The sequence below is a fragment of the Paenimyroides ceti genome, from assembly GCF_030409925.1.
The window spans coordinates 616,076-631,749 of record NZ_JAUFQU010000001.1; the positions used below are offsets into that span (position 1 = coordinate 616,076).

The window sequence follows — 15,674 nt, forward strand, 5'->3', positions numbered from 1 at the left end:
GAGTAATAAATTTAATAATCTGTAAATTGATGATACATGATTTTATTGTTTTAAAATCGGAAGTTTTGATACCGGATATTTTTTATAAAAAAGGATATGCTTCTGATGGCATTCTTATTTCTTTATGTGTAAAAGGTACTGTTCAGGTAGCGGTAAACATTCAGAATAAACAGATGTTGCAGAACGATTTGCTGGTGGTAATGCCTCAAAGTGTTATTACAGTAAAAGATGCTGATAAAGGCAGTTTATTCTTTTGTCTTATGTTCCGCTTCGATACCATTTCAGAATTGATCTTGCCTTCAGATTATCGTTTTCTCAATACGCTGACACAGCATCCGATTTTGGCTTTGACTCTGGAAGAAACGCAGATGTATATTCGCTATTTTGAATTGTTGAAGAGCAACAAAGAGCAGGCTCATTCTATATTTCATGATAGCATTCTAAAGTATTTATTGTTTTCACTCATCGGTCAGATAAATGTGTTTTATGCGCAAAAAGAAGAAACGCTTACCAATGCATCAAGAAAAGATTTGGTTATTTTTAATTTTTTTAATCTGGTTCATCAGCACTATATGAATAAACGTTCAGTACAATTTTATGCAGATAAACTCAAACTGACACCAAAATATTTAACCACTCTTATTCGTCAGAGAACGGGTAAATCGATATCTATTATTATCACAGAGCTGGTAATTATTAAGGCTAAATCGTATTTAAGTGCCAGTGATTTGCCAGTATATGAAATAGCAGAACGATTAAATTTTACTGATGCTTCTCAGTTTTGCCGTTATTTTAAGAAATATACAAATAGTTCACCTTTGATTTACAGAAAATCAACTCTATAAGTAATTGTTTTATAGTAGTAAAATAAATTGGAAGGGAAATGATATTGGAAGTAATATGGAATCGGCGGAGTTATGAAAAATAAACTATGTGAAATTAACCCTTTTCGCTCCGCCTCATCCATGTTATGTAAATCAGCAAAAAAAGACCATGGAGAGAAGAATTAATTTGCGAATTACAATTTGTATGTCAAAGATGACTGTTTTTTTTTAGTTGTGATAATGCAAAGTAGTAAGTGATAAAATATAAGCTATATCGTTGAATAATAAGGAATAACTGTTTTTTTATGGGGTATGGAAAATAGCAAGGAAAATAATACAGATCAGGTTTTATTTATTGGTATTCATGAACCTCTATCTTTAAATAGTTTTTACAGCTTGGCTTGTCACTGATCAAAAAGTCGTTGAACAGACTATGGAAGAGATGAATGAAAGCTTACAGTTGTTTTTTCCAAATATTATTTAGTGATAAGTATCTAATCATTCCACTTTCATTATGTACCAATTTAATGTATTGAATAGGATTCGTTTTTTATCTGAGGAAATTATATGTTTTGTTATTTTGAATCAGGCTAAAAATAAAAATTGGTAAAACAAGGATGCTTTACCAATTCTTTGCCTATTAATTGTCCGCTTTAAAATGCTATAGAACATAGCATGTAAATCTTTTTTAGAACAGATGGGACGGAATTATGAAAAAAATTAATAACCTAAAACTCAATACTTTTCCGTCACCATCTAAAAGATTCTTAGAGAAGTTACTTTCTTGATCCTACCCTAATCAAGAAGTCTTTATAATGAAGCTTTTAGTAGAATGGACACTTCAAAGGTATTATGCATTAAAAGAAATTCATAACGTGAAGTAATAAGAGGTGCGTTTTAGGTATTAAGTGTATGGAAAAAGAGAATAAATGTAAATATGGATTTTTCTTAAAGTTACGACCAGCTAAAAATAAAAAATAGTATTATTTATGCTTCAATTGTAGAATGAATAACGGTATTTTGACTTTTTTTTACAAAAATAAGATTATATTTCAGACTAATATATATGCTGGGAAACATAATGAAAACTTTGTTTTAACCTGATCCAACTACCATTTCTGATAAAGACGTGAGTATGATATTGATCTGTTGCTATATCAATAGCAATGATGTCCTTAAGGTCAACCATCATATTTCCATCATGAGGATGCTGTATAAATCTAATAGGAAAAACCATAAGTTAAAAGGTGAGATTATTGTTAATCATAAAGTTACTGTTTTTTTATGAGTAATATCCGATAACTTTTGTTTTTTATTTATAGTATAAGATGGTCATAAGTAATGAGTAAAGAATAATTTATCCAAATCTGATGGATAATATTAATAAATTTTTTGGCTTAGCTGTTTATTGAAGTATTTTTGCTCAATAAAGAAATTCTAAAAAAAGTCCTCCGCAAAAATTAAATATCTCACCTTTTAATTCTTTTCTGAGTTGAAAAACCCCATTAGCGGAGGACAAAAGTCATCGATTAACAGAGTTTTTGAAACTAAAAGGTGAGTCTACAAATATAGGAACTATTAAAGATACTATGCAAGAGGTTATTATTAGAATTAGATTAAAATATTTAATTTTTATAGTGCTATGATCATTCGTTTTTTAAATTGTAAGAATAGTATAATTGAGTGATAGTGTTCTTCTTATAATTAATTATGTGAAATTAGTATTATCCGAATATCAACAAATAACAAATTAATGCCACCTTTGATACATCATTATCGTTTATTTGAATCTAAAAAGATAGTGCTTATCTTTAAGATAAGCACTACCAAAAAGAACTAAAGGTGAGTAGCAATCAATATTGAAAGCTTATCACTTGGTTCTCCTTTATTATGCAAATGTAGAAAATACAACTTTAGAAAATTTTCCGGTACATCAGAATATTTAAGATGTGAAATTGCTTATTGAATGATTTACATTTTAATTTCTACAATTTGTTCTGTAACTATATCTGCAATTTTAAGTATCGTCTGACGCATGATCTTTATTGAATTTCCATGAAAGACTTCCTTTAACCTATATTCATAGTCTGGGAATATAAAATGAATAAACATAGTACCCACTGGTTTGCCTACTTTTTCGCTACCTCCTTTCTTTATAAGTCCCGTAACCGCTACTATGATATCCGCTTTTTCAAATATTTTTTTAGCACCTTTAGCCATCAAAGCGGTTACTTCTGATGATTCAGGTGTATATTCTTCAATTACTTTTTTGGGAATCTGGAGTATATTGCTTTTTTCATCGGCATCATAGCATACCATACTTCCTAATAATATATCACCTGAATTTGGTGTTAAGGCAAAACTTGCAGCTAATGCTCCTGAAGTGGCACTTTCTGCAAATGCTATTTTTAATTTTTTCTGGGCTAAAAGCGAACAACATTTTACCAGTTTACTATCTTTCATATGACTGTTAAATTTATTTTACACCTTTCTTTGTGAACTTACTGTTTTATTAATACTTAAAAATTTTACCTCCGGCATCCAACGTTTCACCTGCTATTGTTTTTGACTCATCTGAGGCCAGAAATACATAAAGTGGTGCTACTTCATATGGATGCATGGGAGCAATTGATTCCATACCAATAGGAAGGTTTTCATATTTTGGCAATGCCTCAGGTAAAATATCACTCCAAATAAATCCGGTGGTTATTCCATTAATGCGTATGTTGTTTTTGTGAAATGCTAACATACGGTTCATCTCCTGAGTGTAGTTTTTTATAGCTGCTTTCAGAGCAGAATAGAAGATCAACTGATCAGGTTGTGCATAAGCACATAATGTAGCTGAGTTGATGATGATGCCGTTTGCAGAGAGATAATCTGGAGCTATACGACCCAGAGTAAATAATGATTGTATTTTTAACGTATCGTTTTTTCTTAACAGATAATGTCCTTTCTCGGTTTCTGTTTTATGATGTATAGGAAAGGTGTTAACAATGATATCGATATGTTTTACTTTTTTCTTGATATTTTCAAATAATCTTTTGCATTTAAAGTCATCAAAAGTACAAGATTTAAAAAGCCAGGCTTTTCTTCCTATTTTTTTTATGATGCTCAGTAGGTCTTTTAATTCTTTTTCATGCCTTATATGGTTGTAAACCATAATGATATCTGCCCCTTCTTTAGCAAAAGCTATACTGATCGCTTTACCTACACCATTGTCACTGGCTGTAATGACTACATTTTTGTCTTGTAATTTATTGTTCCCAATGTATTCTTCTGTATTGTATTTAGGTGTTATTTTCATAAATGAATTCACTTTACTTTCAGAATACATAAAATCAGTTTTTTGGGATAATTCTTTTTTCATGGTGAGATATTTTTTTGTGTTGATCTTATATAATGCAATTACTATACTATAAATCATTATAATGTAATACTATAAATTCAGAATATTTTGAAACGAGTTAAATGTGACTTGTTCAGAATGATATATACCCCATAGTCTTATTATAGAATAAGGGTATACTTAAATAAAAAATGTAAATATGGATGAGAATTTTTTATTGTATAAAAAGATGTGGAGCTTTTCTTCTTTCTGGGTAAAAGATATACATTTTGAGGTTTTTTAAGATAAAATTTATTTAATCGATTGTTTTTTTTAATAATTTTTGAAATACTTTTTATTTTTATTTTTTAACTTTTTTTGAGTTGTTTGTAAATTTTAATCTTTATCATTTTGATTTATTCTTGTTTTTTTAACATTTTTAAGATTGTTTTTATTTGTAGTTGCGTTTCTTTTTTAAAAGAAAAATACGACTCTTATGTCTAACAACTTTAATGATCTATTTATAGTGTAAATGTTAAAATCGATATTCGTCTCGGAATGCTTTTTCTGACTGGATTCCTTTATATATTTTTTTAAAGTGTATATAGATCTAACTATTGGCTTATTATTATTAAGGAATATCTATTGTATCATTTTTAATGCAAGAAGCTAGCACTTGTACAATATTAACTTTAAACATATAGATTATGAATTCAAGAAGTAACAGAAGCTCAAGAAGCTCTCAAGGTTCTCAAAACGACGATATGAGAAGAATACATGAAGAGATTTATCAATTAGGTTATGAACACGGATTTGAGGATGGATCAGAAGATGAGGAATACGATGATGATTTCTCTGATTTTGAAGATAACTTTAATCAGGACCATCATAATTCTCATGACAACGACGATTGGGATGATGAAGATGATTGGGATGATGAAGATTACGATGACGACGATGATTGGGATGATGAAGATTACGATGACGACGATGACGACGATTTCGATCAGCAACATCCAAGAGATTCTCAAGGGCGTTTTACTTCAAGTGGCCGTCAATCAAACCGAAGATCTTCAGGCAATAATTCACGATCAGGTAGAGGAGGTTCAAGAAGTTCATCTAACTCAAGAGGTGGTAGTTCACGCTCAGGAAGATCTGGGAATGGGAATTCTAACTCAGGACGGGGAAATTCTGGATCTGGGCGAGGAAATTCTGGATCTGGAAGTAGTAACTCAGGGGCTGGACGAGGAACTTCTGGTTCAGGAAGAGGAAGTTCTGGTTCGGGAAGAAGTAACTCAACTTCGGGAAGAAGTAACTCAACTTCAGGAAGAAGTAATTCAACTTCAGGAAGAAGTAACTCAACTTCAGGAAGAGGAGGTTCGGGTTCAAGAGGAGGAAATTCCGGTTCAAACCGAAGTACAGGAGATACTTCTAATAGAGGTTTTGCTTCTATGAGTAAATCCAAAAGAACGAAAATTGCCCGTATGGGTGGATTAGCTTCTGGTAGAAGTCGTTCAGGTTTCGGTGGAAGAAGAAATAGTTAGAATGAAAAGGGGATACCTTCCCCTTTTTTTAAAATTTTAATATTTGTCGATATGAATCAGAAAGATAACAATACAGAAAAAACAGCTCAAGATAGTAGTGCTGAAGTTCATGAAATTGAAAAGGCAGAAAGTGCAGCCAAACAAAAGGACTCCTCTGATGATGATGGTAAGAAAGAAGATAATAAGGTAAAATCTGGTAAAAAAGAGCAGAAAAAGGAAAGCAATGATCAGAATACGGAATTAGAAAAATTTTTCACCGATGCTATTCAGGATATTTATTATGCTGAAGCGGCTATAGAACAATCTTTAGCAAAAATTAAAAGTAAAGCAACGTCGGAAGAATTGCAGGAAGCTATAGAAGATCATGAATTGGTTACCAAAAAGCAGATTCTTAGATTGGAAAAAGTTTTCAAGCATTTAGGTGAGGAGCCTAAAAAGAAGAAATGCGATGCTATCGATGGAATTCTGAAAGAAGTTGATGAAATGGTAAAATCTACGAAAGATGGTTCTATGACCAGAGATGTAGCTATCATCATTGGAGCACAAAAGGTGGAGCATTATGAGATTGCGACTTACGGAGGGCTTTTACAGATTGCAATAACATTAGGTTATGATAAGATTGCCGATTTATTGGAAACCACATTGGATGAAGAGGAAGAAACAGATCACCTTTTAACGGAAATTGCTGAAGAACATGTCAATTTCGAGGCAAAAGAAGAATAGTCTGTTATTGACGCTTCAAAAACTCAACTTATTAAAGAACTGCTCATAAGGCAGTTCTTTATTTTTTGTGCCTTATTTTGATATAAGGGTAATAAAAAATGTTTTATACTCAATCTTTATTCAACGGTTAAAGATGTGAAGAATAATTATTTTGAATAGGAGATTCTATACTTTTTTATTTATGAGTTTCAGTATAGTACTAAATATCCTTTATGTATTTTAGAAAAGGGAATAAATAAAAAAGGTACCTCTAAGAAGTACCTTTTTTGTGACCCGACTGGGGCTCGAACCCAGGACCCCAACATTAAAAGTGTTGTGCTCTACCAACTGAGCTATCGAGTCTGATTTTTAATACCGGTCTGGTTGATGTGGTGACCGCGATCAGATTCGAACTGACACGTCTTGCGACACCACCCCCTCAAGATGGCGAGTCTACCAATTTCTCCACGCGGCCTGTATGAAATTTTATAAAGAACTTTTGTGACCCGACTGGGGCTCGAACCCAGGACCCCAACATTAAAAGTGTTGTGCTCTACCAACTGAGCTATCGAGTCAAAATCTCTGAAAAAAGAGATGAAATTGTACCAATAAAAAAAGTGACCCGACTGGGGCTCGAACCCAGGACCCCAACATTAAAAGTGTTGTGCTCTACCAACTGAGCTATCGAGTCAAAATCTCTAAAAAAAAGAGATGAAATTGTACCAATAAAAAAAGTGACCCGACTGGGGCTCGAACCCAGGACCCCAACATTAAAAGTGTTGTGCTCTACCAACTGAGCTATCGAGTCATAGCAATATTTACTACCTATATTGCGGGTGCAAATATAGAGCTCTTTTTTTTAAAAACAACACTTTTTTTAATTAAATTTGTCTGTTTACGGGGTGTGTAAACATAAGCCGTTAGTTAACAATTAATTAATATAGATGAAAAAAATTTTGCTGACGGGCTATATGGGATCCGGCAAAACTACAATCGGTAAAGAATTGGCTATACGCTTAAATTGGCCTTATGTAGATTTAGATGCTCTGATTGAAGAAACCCTTGAAATGTCCATACCCACTATATTCGAAACTAAAGGCGAAATCTTTTTCAGAAAGCAGGAGCATGTGTTGCTGAAAAATTGTTTGACAGAAAATAATTCAGCTGTGATAAGCCTCGGAGGAGGAACACCCTGCTATGCAAATAATCATGTATTTTTTGAGAATAAAGAAGTAGAAAGTATCTATCTTAAAGCTTCTATAGAAACTCTCGTAGAGCGTATTAAAAAAAGTGGTACAGAAAGACCACTTTTAAAAGATATGGAAGATATGCCGGCTTTTATAGGGCAGCATCTATTTGAGCGAAGTTATTATTACAACCATGCGCGTTATCGCGTTACTGTAGATCATAAAGATATACAGCAGGTTGTCAATGAAATTTTAGATATGCTTTCTTTAGCTTAAATAAGCGTACGCATCATCTTCATTAAAAACAACCTGAATATGTTCTAATGAAGAAGTAGAAAGTGAAATACCCTTGAAATCTGCTTTTACAGGAAAATGTTTATGATTTCTGTCAACTAACACAGCGGTTTTAAATTTCTTTACAGGTACATCTAAAAAGTGTTTGACACCATAAATTAAAGTAGCTCCGGAATTCATAACGTCATCAACTAAAACAATAGATTTATGGGCATATTCTTCAGCTTTCAGACTTGTATGAATTGCATCAATAGGGTGTTGTTTGTTGATTTCTACTTTGCAGAGGAGCACTTTTATATCCGAAATTTCTTCTACCATTTTTGCTATTTTTTGGGCAAAAATATAGCCGCTGTTGGCAATTCCGGCAACGACCACTTCTTTTTCATCGACAAATGTCTCATATACCTGATAGGCAATTCGTTTAGTGATGTGCGTTATTTCTTCTTTGGTTAAAATTATGTTTTTGTTCATTTTATTTTTTATAAAAATGGATGAAAATTTCTTTGTCTTTTCTCGGTTTAATGGAATTATAACAGCGTTCGAGTGTTTTAATTTTAAAAAAAGGTTCGAAAAGACGGATGTATTCTGATATATCTCCACCGTACGGCGGACCTGATTCTGTTAACGGAAAATCAAACAAAACACCTGCCAGCTGACCTTTTTGTGTTAATATCTCATTTATTTTCTTTGCGTATAAAGGTCTTAAATCCGGAGCTAATGCACAAAAAAAAGTTTGTTCTAAAATGAGGTCAAACGAACCTGTCAATTGAAAAAAATCTTGCAGTATTAAATATTTTTCCGGTAATTCTGGTAATTTTCTTTTGATGTTGACCAAAGGCTCTTCTGTGATATCCAGTGCATATATATTTTTAAATCCTTTGTTGTAAAGATACTCGAATTCATGACCATTACCGGCACCCGGTATAAGTATTTTAAGGTTTTTGTCTTCAAGTCCGTCAATAAATGTCGTGATAGGTGTTGTTGCTGACCCTGCATCCCACGGAGTATCTTCAAGGCGGTACTTTTCTTTCCAAAATTCTTTATTCAGTTTCATCCTCATCATCTATTACATAACCATCAATGTCCCGGCGATCTTTTTTGGTCGGTCTACCCTGACCTTTGGCCCGGTAATGTTCTTTGGAAAGTCTGAGTAACTCAAGATGTTCAAAAGCTTCTGCAGGAGTTTCATCTTTTCTGTACAGGTCTACCAGTTTAGGACCTACCCGGTTTTGAGGAACATCTAAAACTAACAGTACATAATTGATCTGATCTTTACGAACAGTAATTTTATCGCCGGCGAAAACATCTCTTGAGGGTTTTGCCTGTTGTCCGTTTACTGTAATGTGACCTTTTTTTACAGCATCAGTCGCAATACTTCTTGTTTTGTAATAACGGGTACACCACAAATATTTATCAATCCGCATTAGAAGTTATAATTTTGGGTTAATTATTGAACAAAAATACAGGAAAATTGTATCTTGCAACCCTAAAATTGTGGTAAAAATGAATAGAATCTTAAAAACTTTTGTATTGGCTGGTTTTGCTTTGGTAGCTGCTAATTGTAAGAAAAACGATGATGGCGCTATACAGGTAAGAGACCGACAGGAAGTTTATGACGATGATAAAAGCAAAATCGAAACTTTTTTAAAAACAAAAGCACTTTCCTTTGATGAAAATGGAAATCTGTCTTTTGAAGATATTTCAGAAGGAAATTCAGGCTCTATATGGAATCAGCAGGAATACCCGTTGCAATCTGTTGAACTCAAAAATGATGCATATACTTCTCAGACCGTAACCGGACGTATTAAAGATGATGTTACTTATAAAGTATATTATGTGATCATCAATGAAGGAGGAGGAGAGCATGCTAAGACAATTGATGATGTGTATACGAAATATACAGGGTTTTTATTGGATGGCGTTACCAAATTTGATCAGAATGATTATGGTTTCTGGAGTTCTTATCCACAAACCCGTTATGCTTCTAATGTAGAATTGATTTCAGGCTACCGACAAATACTACAGCAAATAAAAACAGCAAGTGATATTTACGAAAATCCGGATGGAACTTATGGATTTAATAATGCGGGAAGGCTAATTGTTTTTATACCTTCCGGTTTAGGTTACTTTAATACAGCTACAGGAGCAGTTGGAGGTTATACACCTATTATTTTTGATATTTCTCTGATCATGAAAAAAGAGGTGGATCATGATAACGACGGTATCTTATCAAAATATGAAGATATAAACGGAAATGGCAATTTTTGGGATGATGATACAGACGGTGACGGAAAACCCGATTTTCTTGATCTGGATGATGATGCCGATGGAAAGACTACCCGTGAAGAAATAACCTATGAAACGGTAGATGAAAGTGGTAATGTCATAAAAAAACTTTATGAGTTTGATCAAATTCCGAATTGTCCCGGTGGAACTGTAAAAAAACACTTGGATAAAGCGTGTTACTAATAGTTTAAAAACCTGTTTTAGACAGGTTTTTTTAATATAATTTGTTTTAATATGTCAAAACCTATAGAAGAACTTATTCCATTAGATTTAACTACTTTTTTGGAATTAAAGAGCAGAAATGCTGCTATTGACAGTGCGGCAGCAATTGAGATTGGAGCTTATGTAGCTGCCAATTTTATGCGGATCATTTTTACAAAAAATAAGGCGATTACAAAAGAAGAAATTAATGGTGTTTTTGGAATTGTTAGCAATTTTTATAATGAATTTTTTGAAGGTCAGTTGCTTAAAGAGGATTATATAGAAATGTCCGATCTAGCCATGAATTTACTTAAGGATGCTGATTTTGATGATAACAGCAAACGTTTTTTTCAAAAAATCATTGATGAAGCAGAACAGCAGTAAGTATAATATATAAAAAAGAGGACATTGTCCTCTTTTTTTATTTTGATAAATGAATTTCAAAAATTAAATCGGTATTTGGTGGAATCGGTCCACTGCCTCTTTCTCCATATGCCAGATGAGATGGTATAAAAATAAATGCCTTATCACCATAATTTAAATTTTCAATTCCCTCAATGAATCCAGGAATAAGTCCGGTTTTACTGCCATATTGGAACGGAATAGGACCATATTGGTTCATTGCTTTGCGTTGTGCATCAAAAGCATTGAATTTGTTAGCGATATCTTCTATTCCGGTATCAAATAAGCGACCATCTTCAAAGTAACCGGCATAATCTACTTTTACTTCTTCGCCTGCTTTAGGTTTTTCGCCAGTCCCTTTTTCGAAAACGAAAACCCCTAATCCGCTGGCTGTTTTAGTCGCTTTTGCTTTTGCATCTGCGATTCTGAGACTGGTTTCTGCTACTGCTTTTTCTACAGAAGCCTGCATTTCTGCCTGTTTTTTCTGATTGTTTTCTAAACCTTCTTTAAAAACTTTCGGAGCATCAAATTTTTTCGCTTCGTTTCCGGAACGAATGATTTTAATTTTGTTGATTTTATCGCCCTGAACAATTTTATTTACGACATCCTGTCCTTCAATTACGTGACCAAATACGGTATGCATGCCATCTAAATGCGGAGTAGCATTGTGTGTAATGAAAAATTGAGAACCGTTTGTACCAGGGCCAGCATTTGCCATTGAAAGAATACCCGCTTTATCGTGTTTTAATTCAGGCACAATTTCATCATTAAACTTATACCCGGGACCACCGTTTCCGTTTCCTTCAGGATCCCCTCCCTGTATCATAAAATCATTGATCACACGATGAAAAGTCAGTCCGTCATAGAATGGTTTGTCTTTGTATTTAGCCTCTACAAAATTGTTGTTTCCTTCTGCAAGAGATACAAAATTCGCTACTGTAACAGGTGTTTTAGTATATTCCAGTTGTGCAACAATTGTTCCTTTGCTGGTTTCGATCTCCGCATATAATCCATCGGGTAGATTACTCTCCTTATTATTACAGGCTGTAAATAAAAAGAATCCTCCCATTAATACTCCTAAAATTTTCTTCATAGTTAAAATTATTTAGTTAAGTGTAAGTCAAATACTAAATTTGAATGGGCTGGAATAGGTCCTATACCACGTTCTCCATAGCCCAATTCAGCAGGAATAAAAATAAGTGCTTTATCCCCGTAGTTCATGTTTTCAAGACCTTCAATAAAACCTTTTATAAGTCCGTCTTTGTTACCATACATAAAATTGATCGGTTTATAGGCATTGGCCGCTTTTCTCTGCTGGTCTAAAATAAGATATTTTGTTGCGGTATCTTCATTAGAGGTATCAAAAATTTTTCCGTTTTCAAGGTATCCCGCATAATCAATTTTCACTTCTTCTCCTTTATTTGGTTTACCCTGTCCCTGGTTTCCTTTCTCGTAAATGTAGAAAGCAAGTCCGCTATTTGTTTGTATTGCTTTTGAACGGATTTCAGCAAAATATTTTTCTGTTTCTTTCTGGAGTTTTTCTGCTTTTAGCTTAGCCGTTTCTGCCTCTTTTTTATTTTTCTCCACAGCATTCTTAAATACTTTTGGAGCATCAAATTTTTTAGCTTCTTTTCCTTCGCGAATAATGGTTACTTTTTTTATCTTATCGTTTTGAGTAATCTTATCCACTACATTCTGTCCTTCAATTACATAACCAAAAACAGTATGTTTACCGTCTAACCATGGAGTTTCTTTGTGTGTTATAAAAAACTGTGAACCATTTGTTGCCGGACCACGGTTAGCCATAGATAAAGTTCCTGCTTTGTCGTGTTTCAATTCCGGTACTATTTCGTCATGGAACAGATATCCGGGATTTCCTCCTCCTGTTCCGTCAGGATCACCTCCCTGAATCATGAAATCTGCAATGACGCGGTGAAATTTTAACCCATCAAAAAACTTTTTTCCTTTAAATTTGGCGTCAACTGATTCGTTCGTTCCTTCTGCCAAAGAAACAAAGTTGGCTACTGTAGCCGGAGTTTTATCATACGTTAGTTGTACTACAATAAGTCCTTTATCGGTATCCAGCGCCGCATATAAGCCGTCAGGATATTTCTTTTGAGCGATTACCACAATTGAAAATAGCAGTAAGAATCCGGTAATTATTTTTTTCATATTTATTGATTTGGAGGTGTTTGAATATCTTTTTCTGTTCTGATGTTTTTTAGTGTTACCACACATATTAGTGGTTCGTTTAATCCTATGCGATCTTTGTCTCCTAAATAACCGTAGCCCATATGAGAGGGAAAAATGAACGAAATAGTCTCTTCTTTACGCATTAATTTAATGGCATGGCGCAGTCCGACCATGATTTCCTGTTTGTCAACTACATATACTTTCGGAGTAGTCTCTTCTTTTTTGTAAATAACCGTTCCGTTTACATCCTGAATTTCAAATTCGATATCAACGATATTTCCGGTTTTTGGAGTAAGAGTATCCTGTATATTGGCTTTGATGTACTTGTACCAAAAACCGCTTGTAGACTGGTAGTATTTATGAGCTGAATCTTTTTTAATAAGATTCTTTATCATTTCTTCTTCTGAATTGACGAGTTCTTTATTTCTGGTTACAGATTCCTTTATAAACTCTCCGGAAGAATAGCTGATCGGTTTTCTTGCTGTTTCTTCTTTGCAGGACAAAAGTAAGAACAGTATACCCAAGCTACTTATTTTTAAGAGATTTTTCATTTTTAATGAGTATTTTCTTTTGCTAATATACTAACAAATTGTGCCACAGTTTCATTAAGTGATAAAAATGATTTTCCGCCTGCAGCATTGATATGGCCTCCACCGTTGAAATATTTTCTTGAAAATTCATTTACGTTAACATCACCTTCTGAGCGAAAAGAAATTTTGATAATTCCCTCTTCTTTATTTTCAATAAAGATGGCCGCAAAATCGATTCCTTTTATTGATAAACCATAGTTTACAATGCCTTCAGTGTCTCCTTTCATAAAATTAAACTGGTATAGTTCTTTTTGGGAAAGGGTTGTGTAGGCTACTTTATATTGCGGTAAAACTTTTAAATTTTCAAGGGCTTTTCCAAGTAATTGCAGTTTTGCATATGAGTTGGTACTGAAAAGACGGTTGTGAACAGTAGGGTTATCTACTCCGCGATCGATCAGGTCTGCCACGATACGATGCGTATCACCTGTGGTTTTGGGAAATTTAAAAGAGCCTGAATCGGTTACAATTCCGGTATAAATACAGGTAGCAGCATCTGTATTAATAAATTCATCTAATTCAAGATCCATAAGTACACGATACAGGAGTTCACAAGTAGATCCGAAATTGACATCGGATACTACGACTTTTGCATAATCATCCGGCATCTGGTGATGGTCAATCATTACAAATGAAGCATCCAGTGTTTTGAGTACGATTTCCATCTGATCACCCGTTCTGTGTAAGGCATTAAAATCCAATGTAAAGATAAGATCTGAATTTTTTAGAAATTCAGAAGTCTGTATTTTATCTTTCTCAAAAATGGTTACTGAATCTGCACCCGGAAGCCATGCAATGAAATCGGGGAATTCATTAGGAGAAATTACCTGAACGTTATGGTTCAGCTGTTTTAAAACGTGATATAAACCAAGAGTTGAACCCAGAGCGTCTCCGTCCGGATTTCTGTGTGGTATTACCGCAATTTGTTTTGGAGTTGATAAACACTCTTTTAAAAACTCAATATCTGTCAGATTCATCATCTTGCGAAAATAAACTAAATTTTTATTGATTAAAAATATTTATATGATTCAGGGATAATATCTACTGATAAAAAGGAAATCTATTGATTCGTGCGGTTAGCTCAACCGGTTGTTTTATTTTTGTATCGGACGGCTGTCAAAGACGATATTTGTTTATATAAAGCCTTATAATTAAAAAAGAAGAGTATGCTGATTGTAAAAGGAGTGGATTTTGGTTACGAACCTTCCCGGCTAATTTTAAAAAACATTTCTCTCGAACTGAAGAAAGGGAGTGTATTGGGACTTATGGGGGAAAGTGGCAGCGGAAAATCGACATTGCTTCGTATTATGTATGGGTTGCTCGATGCTACAAAAGGTCACCTTTATTGGGACGGAACAGAAATTTTAGGACCAAAATACCATTTGATTCCCGGTATGCCTTTTATGAAATATCTGGCTCAGGATTTTGATCTGATGCCTTATACATCTGTAGAAGAGAATATAGGACAGTTTTTATCTAATATTCATAAAGCAGCTAAACAGGATAGGGTAGAGGAGTTGTTAAACTTAGTGGATATGTCTGAGTTTGCCAAAACGAAAGTGAAATTACTCAGCGGTGGTCAGATGCAGCGTGTTGCCTTGGCAAAAGCACTGGCTCTGGAGCCTCAGGTATTGTTACTCGATGAGCCTTTTAGTCATATTGATCATTTCAGAAAGAATGAATTAAGACGCAGTTTATTTGCGTATGTACGGAAAAAAAAGATGACGGTGGTAATTGCTACTCATCATATTGATGATGTGCTGGCATTTGCTGATGAAATTGCTGTTGTGAAAGACGGTGCTATTATGGCAACCGGAACTCCTAAGATTCTGTATGAAGATATGCGTTCTTTATATGTTGCCCGCTTGTTGGGCGAAGTAAATGTTTTACCTGCGCATTGGTTTGGTATTGATGAAAAAGAAGATATATATCTGAGACCGCAGCAACTGAAGATATCAGCTAAAGGAATTACAGGAAGAGTGAAAAAAAACTATTATTTGGGAACGCATTACGTTATTGAGGTAATAATTGAAGAAAGAACGGTGTATGTAAATAATGCTGAACCTCTAATTGAGGATACTTTTATCTGTATAACAGTAGTGTAAACAATAAAAAAAAGCGGATTTAAA

Annotated in this window: 18 protein-coding genes and 5 tRNA genes; 7 read left to right on the forward strand and 16 right to left on the reverse strand. The window is 33.9% G+C overall.

All coding sequences use genetic code 11. From position 1 onward, the window contains the following. Positions 1-29 precede the first annotated feature (29 nt). Positions 30-845 (forward strand): AraC family transcriptional regulator, encoded by an 816-nt coding sequence (locus tag QW060_RS02830; protein ID WP_290362197.1) that lies wholly within the window; start codon positions 30-32, stop codon positions 843-845. Here the strand turns inward: QW060_RS02830 and QW060_RS02835 are convergent. From QW060_RS02835 to QW060_RS02850, 4 genes are all read right to left on the reverse strand, one after another. Then, positions 824-967, reverse strand: a complete 144-nt coding sequence (locus QW060_RS02835) for a hypothetical protein (protein WP_290362198.1) — start codon at positions 965-967, stop codon at positions 824-826. The genes QW060_RS02830 and QW060_RS02835 overlap by 22 nt on opposite strands. 914 nt (positions 968-1,881) lie before the next feature. After that, positions 1,882-2,061, reverse strand: a complete 180-nt coding sequence (locus QW060_RS02840; protein ID WP_290362199.1) for a hypothetical protein — start codon at positions 2,059-2,061, stop codon at positions 1,882-1,884. A gap of 734 nt (positions 2,062-2,795) precedes the next feature. After that, positions 2,796-3,287, reverse strand: a complete 492-nt coding sequence (locus tag QW060_RS02845; RefSeq protein WP_290362200.1) for a CinA family protein — start codon at positions 3,285-3,287, stop codon at positions 2,796-2,798. A gap of 49 nt (positions 3,288-3,336) precedes the next feature. Then, positions 3,337-4,191, reverse strand: a complete 855-nt coding sequence (locus tag QW060_RS02850) for an SDR family oxidoreductase (protein WP_290362201.1) — start codon at positions 4,189-4,191, stop codon at positions 3,337-3,339. Between the two features lie 665 nt (positions 4,192-4,856). On the opposite strand from QW060_RS02850, the gene QW060_RS02855 reads away from it, so the two are divergent. After that, positions 4,857-5,693, forward strand: coding sequence for a stress-induced protein (locus tag QW060_RS02855; protein WP_290362202.1), 837 nt, complete (start codon positions 4,857-4,859; stop codon positions 5,691-5,693). Between the two features lie 51 nt (positions 5,694-5,744). Beyond that, positions 5,745-6,416 (forward strand): YciE/YciF ferroxidase family protein, encoded by a 672-nt coding sequence (locus QW060_RS02860; protein WP_290362203.1) that lies wholly within the window; start codon positions 5,745-5,747, stop codon positions 6,414-6,416. A 269-nt stretch (positions 6,417-6,685) separates the two neighbouring features. Here the strand turns inward: QW060_RS02860 and QW060_RS02865 are convergent. The 5 genes from QW060_RS02865 to QW060_RS02885 all read right to left on the reverse strand — a co-directional run bounded on the left by QW060_RS02865 (position 6,686) and on the right by QW060_RS02885 (position 7,203). Beyond that, positions 6,686-6,758 (reverse strand) — tRNA-Lys (locus tag QW060_RS02865). A gap of 27 nt (positions 6,759-6,785) precedes the next feature. Next, positions 6,786-6,870: transfer RNA gene (locus tag QW060_RS02870), tRNA-Leu, on the reverse strand. 27 nt (positions 6,871-6,897) lie between these two features. Further along, positions 6,898-6,970: transfer RNA gene (locus tag QW060_RS02875), tRNA-Lys, on the reverse strand. 43 nt (positions 6,971-7,013) lie between these two features. Next, positions 7,014-7,086, reverse strand: a tRNA-Lys gene (locus QW060_RS02880). Positions 7,087-7,130: 44 nt separating this feature from the next. Continuing rightward, positions 7,131-7,203: transfer RNA gene (locus tag QW060_RS02885), tRNA-Lys, on the reverse strand. A 136-nt stretch (positions 7,204-7,339) separates the two neighbouring features. On the opposite strand from QW060_RS02885, the gene QW060_RS02890 reads away from it, so the two are divergent. After that, positions 7,340-7,858, forward strand: a complete 519-nt coding sequence (locus tag QW060_RS02890; protein WP_290362204.1) for a shikimate kinase — start codon at positions 7,340-7,342, stop codon at positions 7,856-7,858. Here QW060_RS02890 and QW060_RS02895 read toward each other — a convergent pair. The 3 genes from QW060_RS02895 to QW060_RS02905 are packed head-to-tail and all read right to left on the reverse strand — an operon-like array spanning position 7,850 to position 9,300. Further along, on the reverse strand, positions 7,850-8,347 hold the full coding sequence (locus tag QW060_RS02895; RefSeq protein ID WP_290362205.1) for a phosphoribosyltransferase family protein: 498 nt from the start codon (positions 8,345-8,347) through the stop codon (positions 7,850-7,852). The two genes, QW060_RS02890 and QW060_RS02895, sit on opposite strands and share 9 nt — an antisense overlap. 1 nt (position 8,348) lies before the next feature. Beyond that, positions 8,349-8,930: a methyltransferase domain-containing protein gene (locus QW060_RS02900; RefSeq protein WP_290362206.1), complete on the reverse strand. Its 582-nt coding sequence runs from the start codon at positions 8,928-8,930 to the stop codon at positions 8,349-8,351. Further along, positions 8,917-9,300 (reverse strand): RNA-binding S4 domain-containing protein, encoded by a 384-nt coding sequence (locus QW060_RS02905; protein WP_290362207.1) that lies wholly within the window; start codon positions 9,298-9,300, stop codon positions 8,917-8,919. The genes QW060_RS02900 and QW060_RS02905 overlap by 14 nt, the downstream gene beginning before the upstream one ends. 79 nt (positions 9,301-9,379) lie before the next feature. Between QW060_RS02905 and QW060_RS02910 the strand changes: the two genes are divergently transcribed. Together QW060_RS02910 and QW060_RS02915 are read left to right on the forward strand one after the other, a co-directional pair. After that, positions 9,380-10,345 carry an FKBP-type peptidyl-prolyl cis-trans isomerase gene (locus QW060_RS02910; protein WP_290362208.1) on the forward strand — a complete coding sequence of 322 codons (966 nt, stop codon included), beginning with the start codon at positions 9,380-9,382 and terminating at the stop codon, positions 10,343-10,345. A gap of 51 nt (positions 10,346-10,396) precedes the next feature. Further along, positions 10,397-10,747, forward strand: a complete 351-nt coding sequence (locus QW060_RS02915) for a hypothetical protein (protein WP_290362209.1) — start codon at positions 10,397-10,399, stop codon at positions 10,745-10,747. A 37-nt stretch (positions 10,748-10,784) separates the two neighbouring features. Here QW060_RS02915 and QW060_RS02920 read toward each other — a convergent pair whose 3' ends face one another. Genes QW060_RS02920 through QW060_RS02935 form a run of 4 tightly spaced genes read right to left on the reverse strand, consistent with a single transcriptional unit; the run spans position 10,785 to position 14,525 of the window. Next, complete coding sequence (locus tag QW060_RS02920; protein ID WP_290362210.1) at positions 10,785-11,858, reverse strand: peptidylprolyl isomerase; 1,074 nt, start codon at positions 11,856-11,858, stop codon at positions 10,785-10,787. Between the two features lie 8 nt (positions 11,859-11,866). Then, positions 11,867-12,937 carry a peptidylprolyl isomerase gene (locus tag QW060_RS02925; protein WP_290362211.1) on the reverse strand — a complete coding sequence of 357 codons (1,071 nt, stop codon included), beginning with the start codon at positions 12,935-12,937 and terminating at the stop codon, positions 11,867-11,869. A gap of 2 nt (positions 12,938-12,939) precedes the next feature. Next, on the reverse strand, positions 12,940-13,482 hold the full coding sequence (gene gldI / locus QW060_RS02930) for a gliding motility-associated peptidyl-prolyl isomerase GldI (protein ID WP_290362212.1): 543 nt from the start codon (positions 13,480-13,482) through the stop codon (positions 12,940-12,942). Positions 13,483-13,511: 29 nt separating this feature from the next. Then, entirely contained in the window at positions 13,512-14,525 is a 1,014-nt protein-coding gene (locus QW060_RS02935) for a DHH family phosphoesterase (RefSeq protein WP_290362213.1), read from the reverse strand. A gap of 186 nt (positions 14,526-14,711) precedes the next feature. On the opposite strand from QW060_RS02935, the gene QW060_RS02940 reads away from it, so the two are divergent. Then, entirely contained in the window at positions 14,712-15,650 is a 939-nt protein-coding gene (locus QW060_RS02940; protein WP_290362214.1) for an ABC transporter ATP-binding protein, read from the forward strand. Positions 15,651-15,674 lie beyond the last annotated feature (24 nt).